Origin of the sequence: Hymenobacter sp. IS2118 (genome assembly GCF_000715495.1) — a bacterium.
Lineage (GTDB): Bacteria > Bacteroidota > Bacteroidia > Cytophagales > Hymenobacteraceae > Hymenobacter.
This window is the reverse complement of sequence record NZ_JNLX01000186.1, coordinates 1-15,781: the sequence shown is the minus strand read 5'-3', so window position 1 is coordinate 15,781 and position 15,781 is coordinate 1. Positions and strand designations below refer to the sequence as shown.

Genomic DNA, 15,781 nt, shown 5'->3' with positions numbered 1-15,781 from the left:
AGGAAACGATGGTCTTCTCGTAGCGGGTGGCCAAGCGGCGATACTGCTTCATGCGTCCGAAAAAGCGTTCGATTTTGTTGCGGTCGCGGTAGGCATTCTCGTCCAGGGGCAGCGGTTGGGTGCGGTTGGGGTGGCTGGGGATGACGGCTTGAATACCGCGTTGAGCGCAATAGGCGCGGGTTTGGTCGCTGTCGTAGGCCGTGTCGGCCACTACCTGGCCCACGTCGAGGCCGTCGAGCAGGGGCAGCGCCTGCGGGCTGTCGCCGGCCTGGCCGGGGGTGGCGAGCAGGCGCACCGCGTTGCCCAGCGACTCGACGCAGGCGTGAATTTTGGTGCTCATCCCGCCCCGGCTGCGGCCGAGGCACTCGGTCTGAGCGTCGCTTTTTTTTGGCCCGCCGCGTGCTGGTGCGCCCGCACGATGGTCGAGTCGAGCAGCACCCAGTCCAGCTCCGGCGCTTGGACGACCTGGAAAAGGCGGCGCCAGACGCCTTTTTCGGCCAGCCGGCGGAAGCGTTTGCGGGCCGTGTCGGACTTGCCGAAGCGTTCGGGCAGGTCGGCCCACGGGCAGCCGGTGCGCATTATCCACACCACAGCGTTGAAAAACAGCCGGTTATCGACGGCCGTCGCCCCGCCATCGGCGGCCTTGCCGGAGAGGTGCGGGGCAACCAGGGCCCAGGTAGCATCAGAAATTTCGTGACGGCGCATGCTGAAAAGTAAATAAGCAGTAAACATATAGCTGATTTCTTATTGTCCTCACGCCCTAGGGGGTGAGGTCCGCGTCCGGGCACGATTGCACGAATAAAAAAGGCTAAAAAACACCCTTAAAACCCATCCGCCATGAGCCCGCAAACCCTTCCCGTTTTGGATTCCGCTACTACTGCGCCGCGCCAGGTTTCCGGGGCTGAAGCGCTGCTTCGGGGGCTGCTGGCCGAAGGCGTGGATACCATTTTTGGCTACCCTGGCGGGGCCATTCTGCCCATTTATGACGCGCTTTATGACTTTAAGGAGCAGCTGACGCACGTGCTGGTGCGGCACGAGCAGGGCGGCATTCACGCCGGGCAGGGCTATGCCCGCGCCTCGGGTAAGGTGGGGGTGGTGTTTGCCACCAGCGGGCCGGGGGCCACTAACCTGGTCACGGGCCTGGCCGACGCCCAAATCGACAGCACGCCGCTGGTGTGCATCACGGGGCAGGTGTACGCGCACTTGCTGGGCTCTGATGCGTTCCAGGAAATTGACGTTATCAACATCACAGCGCCGGTTACGAAGTGGAATTACCAGGTGACGCAGGCCAGCGAAATCCCCGGCATCCTGGCCAAAGCCTTCTACATTGCCCGGAGCGGCCGGCCCGGCCCGGTGCTGATTGATATCACCAAAAACGCCCAAATTGATGCCCTGGCCTGGGCCGGCTACGAGCCCTGCACGCACATTCGCAGCTACCGGCCCACGCCGGTGGTGCGGCCGGCGGCGGTGGCGCGGGCGGCGGCACTCATCAACCAGGCCCAGCGGCCGCTGGTGCTCTGGGGCCAGGGCGTGGTGCTGGGCGGGGCCGAGCGGGAGTTTCAGGAGTTCATCGAAAAAAGCGGCATTCCCGCCGCCTGGACCATTCTGGGAGCCGGCGTGTTGCCCTCCGACCACCCGCTGAACGTGGGGATGCTGGGCATGCACGGCAACTACGGCCCCAACGTGCTCACCAACGAGTGCGACGTGCTGATTGCCATCGGCATGCGTTTCGATGACCGGGTGACGGGCCGCCTCGACAAGTACGCCACCCAGGCTCAGGTAGTCCACCTTGACATCGACCCGACGGAAATCGACAAGAACGTGCTGGCCACCGCGCCCGTGTGGGGCGACTGCAAGCAGACCTTGCCGCTGCTAACGCAGCTGGTGGCCGGGCGCCGCTACCCGGCCTGGCGCGCGCGCTTTGCCGAGTGCCAGGCCCAGGAAACCGCCGCCGTGATTAGCGAAACGCTGTTTCCGACCTCGCCCGAACTCACGATGGGCGAGGTGATTCAGCAGCTGAACGAGCTGACCCAGGGCGAGGCGATTTTGGTGAGCGACGTGGGCCAGCACCAGATGGTGACCTGCCGCTACGGCCGCCTCAACCAGTCGCGCCGGCACATTACCAGTGGCGGGCTGGGCACCATGGGCTTCGCGCTGCCGGCCGCCATCGGGGCCAAATTCGGGCAGCCCGACACGACGGTGGTGGCCATTATCGGCGACGGGGGCGTGCAGATGACCATTCAGGAGCTGGGCACGCTGATGCAAACCGGCATCGCCGTGAAAATCATCGTCCTCAACAACCAGTTTTTGGGCATGGTGCGGCAGTGGCAAGAGCTGTTCAGCGGCCGCCGATACTCGTTTGTGGACATTGAAAGCCCCGATTACGTGGCCGTGGCCCGTGGCTACCGCATCGCGGGCCAGCGCGTGGTAGAGCGGCCGGACCTGCGGCCGGCGCTGGCGGCCATGCTGGCGCACCCCGGCTCCTTTATGCTGGAAGTGATGGTGGCCCAGGAACAGAACATTTTCCCGATGGTGCCGCAGGGATGCAGCGTGAGCGAAATCCGGCTGCGGTAGAAAGTATGCCCAGAACGTCATGCTGAGCTTGTCGAAGCATCTCTACCTCGATGCTAATTAAATCAATTCAACGAAGCGGTAGAGATGCTTCGACAAGCTCAGCATGACGCCCTTTACTGAAAAAACATGGAACGTCAGGAATACAATATCACGGCTTATACCGAAAACCATATTGGGCTGCTTAATCGCATTGCCATCATTTTCTCGCGCCGTAAAATCAACATTGAGAGCCTGAATACCTCGCCCTCGGAGATTGAAGGCATTCATCGCTTCAACATCGTCATCACCGAAACCGAGGAAGTGGTACGCAAGATTGCCGGGCAGATGGAGAAGCAGGTGGAGGTACTGAAAGTGTACTTCAACTCGAATGAGGAAGTGGTGTGGCAGGAAATGGCCCTCTACAAAGTGCCCACCGCCGTGATTGCCGAAAAGGTGCTGGTGGAGCGGCTGCTGCGCGAAAACGGGGCCCGCGCCGTGGCCATCCGCCAGGATTACACAGTGTTTGAAACCACCGGCCACCGCCAGGAAACCGACGCCCTGCTGCGGGCCTTGCAGCCGTTTGGCCTCATCGAATTCGTGCGTAGCGCCCGCATTGCCATCATCAAGGCCAGTGACGGCTTCAACCGGCAGCTGCGGGCCTTCGAGCAAGCCAAGCCCGGCGAGGAAGTCATCGAAAACGAGTTTCTCAACGACCGCGACGGCGTGTTTGCGATGTGAAAAACAGCGTGACGCGCGGAATCCGCCGCTCGATTCCAAACCCCCCAAACCAACCTTAAAAACCCCAATCAACCCCAATTCCTATGGCACAAATCAACTTTGGCGGCGTCGATGAAAACGTTGTTACCCGCGCGGAATTTCCGCTGGAAAAAGCCCTGGAGGTACTTCAGGACGACACCATTGCCGTTATCGGCTACGGCGTGCAGGGGCCGGGCCAGGCCCTGAACATGCGCGACAACGGCTTCCGCGTGATTGTGGGGCAGCGGCAGGGCACGGCTTCCTGGGACCGCGCCATCCGCGACGGCTGGGTGGAGGGCGAAACCTTGTTTTCGCTGGAGGAAGCGGCCGAGCGCGGCACCATCGTGTGCAATTTGCTGAGCGACGCCGGCCAGATTGCGCTGTGGCCCATGCTGAAAGAGCGCCTCACGCCCGGCAAAACCCTGTACTTCTCGCACGGCTTCGGCATCACCTTCAACGACCAGACCAACATCATTCCGCCCGCCGATGTGGACGTGGTGCTGGTGGCGCCCAAGGGCAGCGGCACCAGTCTGCGGCGCCTGTTTCAGGCCGGCGGCGGGCTCAATTCCTCGTTTGCCGTGTTTCAGGACGCCACCGGCCACGCCTACGAGAAAGCCGTGGCCATGGGCATCGGCGTGGGCTCGGGCTACCTTTTTGAAACCGATTTTAAGAAGGAAGTGTACTCCGACCTCACCGGCGAGCGCGGCGTGCTGATGGGCGCCCTGGCCGGCATCATCGAGGCGCAATACCAGGTGCTGCGCCAGCGCGGCCATTCGCCCTCCGAAGCCTTCAACGAAACCGTGGAGGAGCTCACCCAGAGCCTGGTGCCGCTGGTGGGCGAAAACGGCATGGACTGGATGTTTGCCAACTGCTCAGTGACGGCCCAGCGCGGCGCCCTGGACTGGAAGGGGCGCTTCCGCGAAGCCACCCTGCCGGTGCTTAACGACCTGTACGACAGCGTGGCCAGCGGCGAGGAAGCCCGCCGCACCATTGAGCGCGGCTCCACGCCCAACTACCGCCAGGAGCTGGAGGCCGAGCTGAAAGAAGTGCGCGAGTCGGAGCTGTGGGCCACCGGCGCCACCGTGCGCCAGCTGCGCTCCAAAGCCGCCGAGCCGGTGGCGGCCGCGGTGGAGTAGCGGAAGCACGACGCTCTTTTTCAGCCAAAAATGACCCGCCCATGCAGTGGAACGCCGATTTTTATACTCAAAAGCACGCTTTCGTATTTGAGTACGGCGCGGGGCTGGTGGAGGTGCTGGCCCCGCAGCCCGGCGAACTCATCCTGGACCTGGGCTGCGGCTCGGGCGAGCTGACGGCGGAAATTGCCCGGCGCGGGGCCGCCGTGGTGGGGCTCGACGCTTCGTCCGACATGCTGGCCAGGGCCCGGCAGCAGTTTCCCGACCTCGATTTCCGGCTGGGCGACGCCGCTTCGTTTGAACTGCCGGAGCGTTTCGACGCCGTGTTTTCCAACGCCACGCTGCACTGGGTGACGGCGGCCGACGCCGCCATCCGGCAGCTGCACCGCCACCTGCGGCCGGGTGGCCGCCTGGTGGCCGAGCTGGGCGGGCAGGGCAATGTGGGCCAGATTGTGGCCGCCGTGCTGGGGCAGCTGCACCGGCGCGGCTACGCGCAGGCGGCGGCGCACTGGTGGTATTTTCCGTCGGTGGGCGAGTACGCGGCCCGACTGGAGCGGGCGGGTTTCCGGGTACGGCTGGCGCAGCACTTCGACCGCGAAACTGCGCTGACCGACCCCGAAACCGGCCTCACGGACTGGATTGAGCAGTTTGGCCAACAGTTTTTCGTCGGCGTCGGCGCCTCTGACCGGGCCGCAGTGCTAGCCGCTGTCAACGACGAGCTGCGGCCGGTCTTGTTTCGGGCGGGCCAGTGGATGGCCGACTACAAGCGGCTGCGCATCGTAGCCGAAAAATGCTGACGACGCGGCCCGCGGGCGGCCAACCATTCCCCCAACCCTTGCCAGTGATGAACACCGAAGCCGAAACGTCGGCGCCCACCGTTTCCCTGAAAAACGTGGAGCAGGCCGCGCGCAACCTCAAAGGCGTTATCTACGAAACGCCGCTGCTCGAAAACCTGGGGCTTTCGCGCCGCTACGGAGCCACGGTGCTGCTCAAGCGGGAAGACCTGCAGGTGGTGCGCTCCTACAAAATCCGGGGGGCCTACCACAAGATGAGTACGCTGCCGCCCGCGGCCCGCGCCCGCGAAATGGTGTGCGCCAGTGCCGGCAACCATGCCCAGGGCGTGGCCTACGCCTGCCAGCTGCTGGGCCTGAAAGGCTACATTTTTATGCCCGCCCGCACGCCGGCCCAGAAGGTGGATAAGGTGCGCCTCTTCGGCAAGGATTTCGTGGAAGTGGTGCTCGTTGGGGCCAGTTTTGACGACTGCTTTGCCGCGGCCCGCGCCTTTTGCGACGAGCATGGCGGCACCTTCGTGCATCCCTTCGACGATTTGGCCATTGTGGAGGGGCAGGCCACCGTGGGACTGGAGATTCTGAAAGCCGCCACCGGGCCCATCGATTACTGTTTCATGGCCATTGGCGGGGGCGGGCTGGCCTCGGGCGTGGGCAGCGTGTTCCGGCAGCTCAGCCCGCACACCAAGCTCATCGGGGTGCAGCCGCTGGGGGCGCCGTCCATGCAGCGCTCCCTGGCGGCGGGCGAGCGGCAGGCCCTCACCGACATTGAGAGCTTCGTGGACGGGGCGGCCGTGAAGTGCCCCGGTGAGCTGAATTTCGCCCTCTGCCGTGAGCTGCTCGACGATGTGGTGCTGGTGCCCGAAGGCCAGGTGTGCCTCGACCTGCTGAAAATGTACAACGAGGATGGCATGGTGCTGGAGCCCGCCGGCACCCTTTGCATCTCAGCCCTGCACCAGTACGCGGCCGAAATCAGGGGCAAAACCGTGGTGTGCGTCGTCAGCGGCTCCAACAACGACATCACCCGCATGGAGGACATTAAGGAGCGCGCCACCCGCTACCAGGGCCTCAAACACTACTTTATGGTGACGTTCGACCAGCGCCCCGGTGCCCTGCGCCGCTTCGTAAACAGCGTGCTGAACCCCGACGACGACATCATCCACTTTCAGTACATCAAGAAAAACAACAAGGAAAAAGGCCCCGTTTTCGTCGGCATCGAGCTGCGGCAGCCGGGGGAAATAATCAGTATGCAGGCCCGGATGCTGGCCGAGGGCTTCGCCTACGAATACCTGAACGACAAGCCAGACTTCCTGAGCCTGCTGGTGTGAGGACCAAAGGAGAACCAGAATCAATGTCATGCCGAGCGCAGCCGAGGCATCTCGCGTGCAGCAGTAAACCAATCGATTGAGTTAAGCAGGTGTGCATAAGTAATCGTATCGAATTTTGACCGTCATGCTGAGCTTGTCGAAGCATCTCTACCGCACCGTTGGACAGTTTCAACGGTGCGGTAGAGATGCTTCGACAAGCTCAGCATGACCCGCTTTTTTTGCTACCGTTACTTTTGCACTACTGCTTAGTGCTGCACGCGAGATGCCTCGGCTCCGCTCGGCATGGCGGGTAAAACAGACGCATTCCGTTGCTTGGCAGTTGTAATTAATTTTTCATTAACCTATTAATTAATAAGTGTTTGCGAATAAATAGCTTCGCATTGGAAATAGTAGGCTGCGCCGAAAAGAGTTTTTCTGCGGCGCTTCGAGCGGTGTACTTGCGGGTAGCAACGGGCACCTCATGCCGCTATTCCCATGTCCAACCAGAAAATTCACATCTTCGACACCACCCTGCGCGACGGCGAGCAAGTGCCGGGCTGCAAGCTAAACCGCGAGGAAAAGCTCGTCATTGCCCGGCAGTTGGAGCTACTGGGCGTGGATGTGATTGAGGCGGGCTTTCCGGTGTCGAGCCCCGGCGACTTCGAGGCCGTGCGGGCCATTGCGGCCCAAACCCGCGAGGCTACGGTCTGCGGGCTGTCGCGGGCCGTGGAAAACGACATTCGCGTGGCGGCCGAGGCCCTGAAACCGGCCCGCTACCCGCGCATTCACACTGGCATCGGCACGTCCGAGTCGCACATTCGCTACAAGCTGTGCAGCACGCCGGCCGACGTGCTGGCCCGCGCCGTGGCCGCCGTGAAGCTGGCCAAATCCTTCGTGGAAGACGTCGAGTTCTACGCCGAGGACGCCGGCCGCACCGACAATGTGTTTCTGGCCCGCGTGTGCGAGGCGGCCATTCGGGCCGGGGCCACGGTGCTCAACATTCCGGACACCACCGGCTACTGCCTGCCCGGCGAGTACGGTGCCAAAATTAAGTATCTGGTGGAGAACGTGACTGGTATTCACAACGTCACGCTTGCCACGCACTGCCACAACGACCTGGGCATGGCCACGGCTAACTCCATCGCGGGCGTCATCAACGGGGCCCGGCAAATTGAGTGCACCATCAACGGGGTAGGGGAGCGGGCCGGCAACACGGCGTTGGAAGAAGTGGTGATGGTGCTCCGCCAGCACCCGTACCTGGGGCTCGATACCAATATCACGACCCCGCTGCTGGCCGAAACTTCGGCCCTGGTGGCCCATTTGATGAGCATGCCGGTGCAGGCCAACAAGGCCGTGGTGGGTGCCAACGCCTTCTCACACTCCAGCGGTATTCATCAGGACGGCGTTATCAAGCACCGCGAAACCTACGAAATCATGAACCCGCGCGACGTGGGCATGGCCGACTCCTCGATTATCCTCACGGCACGCTCCGGCCGCGCCGCCCTGGCCTACCGCCTCCAGAAAATTGGCTACGACTTCGACCGGCACGGCCTGAACAAGGCGTACGCCTCGTTTTTGCAGCTCGCCGACCGCCAGAAGGAAGTTGTGGACCACGACCTCCACCGCCTGGTAGAACAGGAGCAGCTGGTGAGTGCGACTTAGAACGATGGTTTTAGGTCGTCATGCTGAGCGCAGCCGAAGCATCTCTACCGCACCGTTGAAACCGCCCAACGGTGCGGTAGAGATGTTTCGGCTGCGCTCAGCATGACAGCCATTCTTTTGCCGCCGCCTTTGATAACTATAGAAAATTCCCACTTCCATGCCCAAGTCCTTATTCGATAAAATCTGGGAGGCGCACGTCGTGAAGGCTATTCCGGGCGGGCTGGAGGTGTTTTATATCGACCGGCACCTGATTCACGAGGTTACCAGCCCGCAGGCGTTTGATGAGCTGCGCGCGCGCGGCCTGCCCCTGCCGCGCCCCGCCCAGATTGTGGCCACCGCCGACCACAACGTGCCCACCCGGAACCAGCATCTGCCCATTGCCGACCCCATTTCCCGCGCCCAGGTCGATAAGCTGACCGAGAACTGCGCCCATTTTGGCATCGAGCTGTTCGGGCTGGGCCACGAAAACCAGGGCATCGTGCACGTCATCGGGCCCGAGCTGGGCCTTACCCAACCGGGCATGACCATCGTGTGTGGCGACAGCCACACCTCCACGCACGGCGCGTTCGGGGCCATAGCCTTCGGCATCGGCACCAGCCAAGTAACGCAGGTGATGGCCACCCAATGCCTGCTCCTGAGCCGGCCCAAACGCATGCGCATTACCATCGACGGCGCGTTGCGGCCCGGCGTCACGGCTAAAGACCTGATTTTGCACGTCATTGCGCAGCTGGGTACTGGCGGCGCCACCGGCTATTTCGTGGAGTACGCCGGCAGCGCCATCCGCGCCCTGAGCATGGAAGGCCGGATGACGGTGTGCAACATGAGCATCGAAATGGGCGCCCGCGGCGGCCTGATTGCGCCCGACGCTACCACGTTTGCTTACTTGGAAGGCCGCCACTACGCGCCCCAGGGCGCGCGCTGGGAACAGGCTCTGGCCCACTGGCAAACGCTGTATTCGGATGAGGATGCTGAATTTGAAGCCGAGCTGACTGTGGACGCTACGGCCATTGCCCCGATGATTACCTACGGCACCAACCCCGGCATGGGCATGGCCCTCACGGGCCACATTCCGGCGCAGGTGGCGGCCGGCGAAGCCGCCAGCTTCGAGCAATCGTTGCGGTACATGGGCTTTGAGCCGGGTGAGTCATTGCTGGGCAAGGAAATTAATTATGTTTTCATCGGCAGCTGCACCAACTCCCGCATTGAGGATTTGCGCGCCGTGGCGGCCTACGTGCAGGGCAAGCAGAAGGCCGCGCACGTGGCGGCCATCATCGTGCCCGGCTCCAAAAGCGTGGAGCAGCAGGCCATTGCCGAAGGGCTCGACAAGATTCTGGCGCAGGCCGGCTTCGAGCTGCGCCAGCCCGGCTGCAGTGCCTGCCTGGCCATGAACGACGACAAGATTCCGGCCGGCGCCTACTGCGTTTCCACCTCCAACCGCAACTTCGAAGGGCGCCAAGGGCCGGGCGCCCGCACGCTGCTGGCCAGCCCCCTGGTGGCCGCCATCACCGCCATCGAAGGCCGCATCGTGGACATTACAAGGTATTTGAATTGAACCTCAATATGCTTTGGCTCGCCGCCCGCAAACCCCATCCCCTAGCCCCCCTCCGCTTGATGCGCGGAATCCTCCGGGGGAAGGAGGACTAGTGTTAGTTTTTATATTTAATCTATTGTATTATAGAATTTTATATCTAAAAACTAGTTCCCCTTCCCCCGGAGGATTCCGCGCATCAAGCGGAGGGGGGTTAGGGGATGGGGTTAACGGGCGGCGGCGCGATTGCACAAACACAGATGATATAAAAAACAAACCACTATGCTGCCTTTCTTCAAACCGTTAGCCTCTGATAAGAAACCGTCCGGCGACTGGATTAGCTACGCCGCCCAACTGCCCCGGAAAACGAAGTTCCAATCGTCGCCTCACGCCGCCATCCCGCCCACCAACGCCTTCGATTCCCATGGAAAAATTTCAGACCCTGCGCTCTACGGCGGTGCCGCTGCCCATCGAAAATATTGATACCGACCAGATTATCCCGGCGCGGTTTCTGAAAGCGACCACGCGGGAGGGCTTCGGGGCCAACCTGTTTGCCGACTGGCGCTACGCCTCCACTGGCGAGCCCAAGCTGGGATTTGTGCTGAATGATACCCGCTACCACGGCCAGATACTACTGGCGGGCCAGAATTTCGGCTGCGGCTCCAGCCGCGAGCACGCCGCCTGGGCCCTGTACGACGCCGGGTTTCGGGTGGTGGTGTCCAGCGATTTTGCTGATATTTTCCGGGGCAACGCCTTGAATACCGGACTGCTGCCGCTGCAAGTACCGGCCGCCACGCTGGCGCGCCTGCTGGCCCGCGTCACGCATTACCCCAACACGCAGCTGGTGGTAGACCTGCCCGCCCAGACCCTGGCGGTGCCCGTGTGGGAAGAAAGCATCGCCTTCGACCTCGACCCTTACAAAAAAGAGTGCCTCATCAACGGCTACGACGATATTGATTACCTGCTCAGCCAGCAGGCCGCCATCACCACCTACGAAGCGCAACGAACATGGAGTATTTGAGCAAACGAATTGCCGTGCTGGCCGGCGACGGCATTGGCCCGGAAGTGTGCGGCGAGGCCGTGCGCGTACTGAAAGCCGTGGCCGAGCGGTTCGGCCACCACTTCACCTTCGACTACCGCCTGGTGGGCGCCTGCGCTATCGACGCCACCGGCTGCCCCCTGCCCGACGCCACCCTGGAGGCCTGCTACCGGGCCGATGCCGTGCTGCTCGGCGCCATCGGCGACCCGAAGTACGACCACGACCCCGCCGCCAAAGTGCGCCCTGAGCAGGGCCTGCTCGCGCTCCGCAAAAGCCTGGGCCTCTACGCCAACCTGCGCCCCGTGACGGCCTATGAGCAGCTGCTGGCGTTTTCGCCGCTACGCCCCGACCGCATTGCCGGCACCGATTTGCTGATTTTTCGGGAGCTTACCGGCGGCGTGTACTTTGGCGAGAAGGGCCGCCTGCCCGACGGTACCGCCTACGATAACTGCACCTATAACCGCGTCGAAATAGCGCGCATTGCCCATCGTGCCTTCCGCGCCGCGCAGGGCCGCCGCCAAAAGCTCACGCTCGTAGACAAGGCCAACGTGCTGGAAACGTCCCGGCTCTGGCGCGAGGTGGTGCAGGCCATTGCCCCGGAATACCCGGAAGTGGCTGTCGATTACCTGTTTGTCGACAATGCCGCGATGCAGCTCATTCTCAACCCCCGGCAGTTCGACGTGGTGCTGACCGAGAACATGTTCGGCGACATTCTTTCCGACGAGGCTTCCGTGATTGCGGGCTCCCTGGGCCTGCTGCCCTCGGCGTCAATCGGCGACGGGGCCGCGCTGTTCGAGCCCGTGCACGGCTCCTACCCGCAGGCCAGGGGCCGGGGCATCGCCAACCCCATTGCCGCTATTTTGTCGGCGGCCATGATGCTCGACTACTTCGGCCTGCCGCAGGAAGCCGAAGCCGTGCGCGCCGCCGTCGAAAACGCCCTGAACGAGCAGGTGCTAACCCCGGAGCTCAGCGCCGGCACCGCCTACACCACCGAGCAGGTGGGCAGCTTTATTGCCTACGGCGTGCTCGATTTGCTGGACTGCCACCTGCACCGCAGCAACGTAGCCTACGGCCGGAGTACGATTATATAGCTGCTGTTACACCATCAAGTAGGCTGGCGCGCGTCTCTGACGCGTTGCCGATTGGTTCCGAACCTCTGGCTCGAATCGGAAGGCTCGTCCGCAACGCCATGCACGTACGAGCCAGAGGCTCTAAGCCCAAGGGGTTTGGTGCCCGGAAGCCATTGCTTATCACGGCCCATGTCATTGCTTATCATGGTTCATGTCATTGCTTATCATGGTTCATGTCACTACTTGTTGAGCAGTTGCTGGCTGGTATTTATCAGAAGCTTGCTATCCAGGCAAACAGCTGAAGTGAAGGCCCCTGAATCCGCTGGAAACCAGTAATTATTTACTGGCAGCTACTTACCTTAGGCGCGAACAAGCCCTGTCGTGGAAAGCCTGCTGCCCATTCTATTCGCTTCCGTGGCCGGCATGGGCCATGCTTTTGAACCTGACCACCTGCTGGCCGTGGGCAACCTTATTTCGCGCCGCGAAACACTGGCCGAAGCCCTGCGCGACGGGGTGTGTTGGGGGCTGGGCCACACCACTATGCTGGTGGTCGTGGGCAGTATTATCCTGTTGGGCCGCGTCACGTTCCTCACCTCCGGTTACTTCGAGGCGGCTGTGGGGCTGATGCTCATCATCATGGGCATCAGCCGCCTTCTCGACCAGCGCCGCGCTGCCGCGAAAGTGCGCCCCGGCGTGGCGCCCTCGCGGGCTGCTTTCGCCGTGGGCTTGGTGCACGGCCTGGCCGGCAGCGGCGCGCTGGTGCTGCTGGTCATGAGCGGTATCAAAAGTATCGGATTGAGCTTGATGTACTTCCTGCTGTTTGGGCTGGGCTCGGTGCTGGGCATGTGCATCGTGGCCGGGCTGTGCAGCGTGCCGTTCACCAAGCGCATGCGCATCAGCCGGGTGGTGCAGGTTGGCGCCGTTACCTTGTCGTCGCTGCTGTGCATAGCATACGGCGGCTGGATGATTTATGGATTGGTGAGTTTTGAGGGTTGAATATCGAGTTTGCAAACAACCCCATCCACCAAAAAACTCAACCCTCAACCCTCAACCCTCAAAACTCAACCCTCCCAAAAAGTGCACCTCGCCCCCAAAGACCTCGACAAGCTCATCCTGCACCAGGCCGGCGTGGTGGCCCAGAAGCGCTACGCCCGCGGCCTGCTCCTCAACTACCCCGAAGCCCTGGCGCTCATCGCCACGCAGCTGCTGGAGTTCATCCGCGACGGCGAGCGGGTAGCGGTGCTCATGGACAAAGGCAAGCAGCTGCTGGGCCTGGCCGACGTGCTGCCCGGCGTGGCCGACCTGCTCCACGAAGTCCAGGTGGAAGGTACCTTCCCCGACGGCACCAAGCTCGTGACCGTGCACCACCCCATCTGCCGCGAAACCGGCGATGCCGCCCTGGCCCTCTACGGCTCCGGCCTGAGCCGCGCCACCGTCCCGGCGCCCGCCCCCGCCAGCCCGCCGCCGCCCGGCGAATACCTGCTGGCCGACGGCGACATCATCCTCAACGAAACCCGCGCCACCGTCACGGTGGACGTCGTGAACATGGGCGACCGGCCCGTGCAGGTCGGCTCGCACTACCCCTTCTTCGAAACCAACGCCGCGCTGCACTTCGACCGGGCGGCGGCCTACGGGTTCCGCCTCAATATCCCGGCCGGCACCGCCGTCCGCTTCGAGCCCGGCGAACGCAAGCGCGTTACTTTAGTAGCGTTGGGCGGCGAGCGCCTCGTGTACGGCGGCAATGGCTGGATTGATGGGCAGCTGGATGAGGCGGGAAAGCAGCAGCAGGCGCTGGAGAAACTCGAAAAACAGCTTTCTAAATTCTAACGGGTTTTCGTATTCTGCGATATGGAAAGGCTAATACAAAAAATCAAAGACACAATTTTAATAGGAATTGGAATAGTAGCTATTGGCTTATTCATTCTCATCATCCTGCCTACCGTCCCATTCTTTTTAATATATGGTCACTTCAGCGACAAGAAGTTTCAAGAGAATTACAAGCTGTTTTTGGAGCGCATGAATGGTGCCCGTTTTTTTTGTTACAATAGCCGCAAAAGCAGCGTCGAATTTGCAAGAGAGGTTATTGTGCCTGAATTAGACCCTTCGGTTCGAGTTGTTTTTGTCGACGGGAAAAAAGTGGATTTCGGTGCAGATAGTCAATATGTTTCAAAAATGCTTTACAGCGTCAAAGAGCGAAAAGGATTTCCATATCTACTGAAAATTGAGGACGCACAGGTAATTGATACTTCGGTGAATAATCAATTTTATAGCATCATGATTGGTCAAAAGCCAACAGCGCCACTGCTGGATAGAATCAACGCTTTTTTCAGTTCTACGCCGACCGTCTCACCGAATTAATATGTCCCTCCCCATCTACCGCCGGTCGTATGCCGACATGTACAGCCCCACCACCGGCGACCTGGTGCGCCTCGGCGATACCGCCTGCTACTCTTGATTTCCTGCCCATGAAAAGCTCGGAGCTTGACCGCAAGCTGCTCAAGGACGGCTGGTATAAAATTGCCCAGACCGGCAGCCACATCAAAATGGCGCATCCCCGCAAGAAAGCCCTCACACGCAGCGGCTATCTGGAGTTTCCGCTGCACGGCAGCGCCGAGGTCGGCAAAGGGCTGGCCGCGCTGCTCCTGAAACAGGCGGGGCTGAAGTAACAATCGCCTTGCTGATGTGGTAGTAGATTCACTACCTTTAGTAAGCGAATATTTTCGGCCCGCACCGCCTTCCCAACCCAACCAGCTCCGCCATCCCATGAAGAAGTACGAAATGATTGTCGAGCGCACTGGCACCGGCTACAGCGCCTACAACGAAGCCGAAGGAGCCTACACCGTGGGCACCAGCTTCGAGGAGCTAAAGACCAACATGGTGGAGGTGCTGAACCTGGCGCTGAGCGACACCGGCCGCACCGTGAGCATCGCGGACGTGAAAATCACCTACGACCTGAAATCGTTTTTCGATGCCTACAAGGTCATCAACGCCGCCGCGCTGGCCAAGCGCCTGGGCATGACCCAAAGCCTGCTCAGCCAGTACGTGTCCGGCAACAAGAAACCCAGCCCCACCCAGACGCAGCGGATTCTGGAAGGCGTGCGCGCCGTGGGCCGCGAGCTGGCGGAGATGGACTTTGCCTTTTAATCCTACCCCTGCCGCTTCGAGCCCGGCGAACGCAAGCGCGTTACTTTAGTGGCCCTCAGCGGCGGGCGCCTCGTATACGGCGGCAATGGCTGGATTGATGGGCCGCTGGATGATGCTGGAAAGAAGCAGCAGGCGCTGGAGAAACTTGAGAAATAATTATGAATCAGCATTATGTGCCTAGAGTCTATTTGAGAAACTTTGCAACGAAAGTTGGAAAAGAATTCTTTATTGATGTTTTTGATAAAACGGAGAATAGATACTTTAAGGCAAATATCAAAAAGGTTTGTTCCGAAACTGATTTTTATACGCTGTCAAAGGATACAAGTATTGCAAAAGATGTTTTGGCAATTGAGAAAGTTTATGGCGAACATATCGAGCCTATGTATTCACGGGCTTACAAAATTTTGACGGATGATACTCTGTTTAAAATTAACCATATGCAGCGCATTGAGGTGATTTTAGGCGTATTGTATTTCAGGATGCGCAACCCTAAGATTCTTAAAAATGCTTTGACTCACCATGAAACTAATATTATAAATCTATACAAAGAATCAAAAGAGAAGGGGGTAAAAGGCTTGACTTATGATGGTGAAGATTTTAGCTTTAGAGAGTATTCTCTTGAACAAATAATAAATTCCCATGCTATAAAAATTGGGCGGTGGTCTAATTCAAGGTGGTATTGTACCGGTCAATTACAATTTTAATCCGGGCGGTGTGCATACTCAGCGACTTGCTGAAGGAACAAGATTTTCGCACGAGCACCCCACAGCGCTGGCGTAGCGAACAGTTGATGGCTTCGAC

General features: G+C 60.7%; 16 protein-coding genes and 2 pseudogenes. 17 read left to right on the top strand and 1 reads right to left on the bottom strand.

Annotated features, from left to right (window positions below):
* Positions 1 to 705, bottom strand: a pseudogene (locus GM79_RS25150) (IS5 family transposase); the annotation flags it as partial.
* A gap of 132 nt (positions 706 to 837) precedes the next feature.
* Here GM79_RS25150 and ilvB point away from each other — a divergent pair.
* The 17 genes and pseudogenes from ilvB (at position 838) to GM79_RS20560 (ending at position 15,684) form a co-directional block, all read left to right on the top strand.
* Positions 838 to 2,574 carry a biosynthetic-type acetolactate synthase large subunit gene (gene ilvB, locus GM79_RS20630; RefSeq protein WP_035567570.1) on the top strand — a complete coding sequence of 579 codons (1,737 nt, stop codon included), beginning with the start codon at positions 838 to 840 and terminating at the stop codon, positions 2,572 to 2,574.
* Positions 2,575 to 2,700: 126 nt separating this feature from the next.
* Positions 2,701 to 3,291, top strand: a complete 591-nt coding sequence (gene ilvN, locus GM79_RS20625; protein ID WP_035567568.1) for an acetolactate synthase small subunit — start codon at positions 2,701 to 2,703, stop codon at positions 3,289 to 3,291.
* Between the two features lie 83 nt (positions 3,292 to 3,374).
* A complete protein-coding gene (gene ilvC, locus GM79_RS20620; protein WP_035567565.1) occupies positions 3,375 to 4,445 on the top strand; it encodes a ketol-acid reductoisomerase in 1,071 nt (356 codons plus the stop codon).
* Between the two features lie 41 nt (positions 4,446 to 4,486).
* Positions 4,487 to 5,239 carry a class I SAM-dependent methyltransferase gene (locus tag GM79_RS20615; protein ID WP_035567562.1) on the top strand — a complete coding sequence of 251 codons (753 nt, stop codon included), beginning with the start codon at positions 4,487 to 4,489 and terminating at the stop codon, positions 5,237 to 5,239.
* Positions 5,240 to 5,286: 47 nt separating this feature from the next.
* Positions 5,287 to 6,558, top strand: coding sequence for a threonine ammonia-lyase IlvA (ilvA, locus tag GM79_RS20610; RefSeq protein ID WP_051719138.1), 1,272 nt, complete (start codon positions 5,287 to 5,289; stop codon positions 6,556 to 6,558).
* 474 nt (positions 6,559 to 7,032) lie between these two features.
* Positions 7,033 to 8,199 (top strand): 2-isopropylmalate synthase, encoded by a 1,167-nt coding sequence (locus GM79_RS20605; protein WP_051719137.1) that lies wholly within the window; start codon positions 7,033 to 7,035, stop codon positions 8,197 to 8,199.
* Positions 8,200 to 8,356: 157 nt separating this feature from the next.
* Complete coding sequence (leuC, locus tag GM79_RS20600) at positions 8,357 to 9,751, top strand: 3-isopropylmalate dehydratase large subunit (protein WP_035567560.1); 1,395 nt, start codon at positions 8,357 to 8,359, stop codon at positions 9,749 to 9,751.
* 400 nt (positions 9,752 to 10,151) lie between these two features.
* A complete protein-coding gene (gene leuD, locus GM79_RS20595) occupies positions 10,152 to 10,748 on the top strand; it encodes a 3-isopropylmalate dehydratase small subunit (RefSeq protein ID WP_035567557.1) in 597 nt (198 codons plus the stop codon).
* On the top strand, positions 10,745 to 11,857 hold the full coding sequence (gene leuB / locus GM79_RS20590; RefSeq protein WP_152560116.1) for a 3-isopropylmalate dehydrogenase: 1,113 nt from the start codon (positions 10,745 to 10,747) through the stop codon (positions 11,855 to 11,857). The genes leuD and leuB overlap by 4 nt, the downstream gene beginning before the upstream one ends.
* 360 nt (positions 11,858 to 12,217) lie before the next feature.
* On the top strand, positions 12,218 to 12,832 hold the full coding sequence (locus GM79_RS20585) for a hypothetical protein (protein WP_035567553.1): 615 nt from the start codon (positions 12,218 to 12,220) through the stop codon (positions 12,830 to 12,832).
* Positions 12,833 to 12,913: 81 nt separating this feature from the next.
* Entirely contained in the window at positions 12,914 to 13,663 is a 750-nt protein-coding gene (locus GM79_RS20580) for an urease subunit beta (RefSeq protein ID WP_035567551.1), read from the top strand.
* 21 nt (positions 13,664 to 13,684) lie between these two features.
* Positions 13,685 to 14,194 carry a hypothetical protein gene (locus GM79_RS20575; RefSeq protein ID WP_035567549.1) on the top strand — a complete coding sequence of 170 codons (510 nt, stop codon included), beginning with the start codon at positions 13,685 to 13,687 and terminating at the stop codon, positions 14,192 to 14,194.
* A gap of 1 nt (position 14,195) precedes the next feature.
* Positions 14,196 to 14,291: a hypothetical protein gene (locus GM79_RS23970; RefSeq protein ID WP_072008684.1), complete on the top strand. Its 96-nt coding sequence runs from the start codon at positions 14,196 to 14,198 to the stop codon at positions 14,289 to 14,291.
* Between the two features lie 10 nt (positions 14,292 to 14,301).
* Positions 14,302 to 14,502 carry a type II toxin-antitoxin system HicA family toxin gene (locus GM79_RS20570; protein WP_051719136.1) on the top strand — a complete coding sequence of 67 codons (201 nt, stop codon included), beginning with the start codon at positions 14,302 to 14,304 and terminating at the stop codon, positions 14,500 to 14,502.
* A gap of 97 nt (positions 14,503 to 14,599) precedes the next feature.
* Positions 14,600 to 14,980 carry a helix-turn-helix domain-containing protein gene (locus GM79_RS20565; RefSeq protein WP_035567547.1) on the top strand — a complete coding sequence of 127 codons (381 nt, stop codon included), beginning with the start codon at positions 14,600 to 14,602 and terminating at the stop codon, positions 14,978 to 14,980.
* A gap of 21 nt (positions 14,981 to 15,001) precedes the next feature.
* Positions 15,002 to 15,136: pseudogene (locus tag GM79_RS26610) on the top strand (urease subunit beta); the annotation flags it as partial.
* A gap of 2 nt (positions 15,137 to 15,138) precedes the next feature.
* Entirely contained in the window at positions 15,139 to 15,684 is a 546-nt protein-coding gene (locus tag GM79_RS20560) for a DUF4238 domain-containing protein (RefSeq protein WP_035567544.1), read from the top strand.
* The last annotated feature ends 97 nt before the right edge of the window (positions 15,685 to 15,781 follow it).

Excerpts from the sequence above, each read along its gene's own strand:
- ilvB (WP_035567570.1), top strand. The coding sequence starts at position 838 with ATGAGCCCGCAAACCCTTCCCGTTTTGGATTCCGCTACTACTGCGCCG.
- ilvN (WP_035567568.1), top strand. The coding sequence starts at position 2,701 with ATGGAACGTCAGGAATACAATATCACGGCTTATACCGAAAACCATATT.
- ilvC (WP_035567565.1), top strand. The coding sequence starts at position 3,375 with ATGGCACAAATCAACTTTGGCGGCGTCGATGAAAACGTTGTTACCCGC.
- GM79_RS20615 (WP_035567562.1), top strand. The coding sequence starts at position 4,487 with ATGCAGTGGAACGCCGATTTTTATACTCAAAAGCACGCTTTCGTATTT.
- ilvA (WP_051719138.1), top strand. The coding sequence starts at position 5,287 with ATGAACACCGAAGCCGAAACGTCGGCGCCCACCGTTTCCCTGAAAAAC.
- GM79_RS20605 (WP_051719137.1), top strand. The coding sequence starts at position 7,033 with ATGTCCAACCAGAAAATTCACATCTTCGACACCACCCTGCGCGACGGC.
- leuC (WP_035567560.1), top strand. The coding sequence starts at position 8,357 with ATGCCCAAGTCCTTATTCGATAAAATCTGGGAGGCGCACGTCGTGAAG.
- leuD (WP_035567557.1), top strand. The coding sequence starts at position 10,152 with ATGGAAAAATTTCAGACCCTGCGCTCTACGGCGGTGCCGCTGCCCATC.
- GM79_RS20575 (WP_035567549.1), top strand. The coding sequence starts at position 13,685 with ATGGAAAGGCTAATACAAAAAATCAAAGACACAATTTTAATAGGAATT.
- GM79_RS23970 (WP_072008684.1), top strand. The coding sequence starts at position 14,196 with ATGTCCCTCCCCATCTACCGCCGGTCGTATGCCGACATGTACAGCCCC.
- GM79_RS20570 (WP_051719136.1), top strand. The coding sequence starts at position 14,302 with ATGAAAAGCTCGGAGCTTGACCGCAAGCTGCTCAAGGACGGCTGGTAT.
- GM79_RS20565 (WP_035567547.1), top strand. The coding sequence starts at position 14,600 with ATGAAGAAGTACGAAATGATTGTCGAGCGCACTGGCACCGGCTACAGC.
- GM79_RS20560 (WP_035567544.1), top strand. The coding sequence starts at position 15,139 with ATGAATCAGCATTATGTGCCTAGAGTCTATTTGAGAAACTTTGCAACG.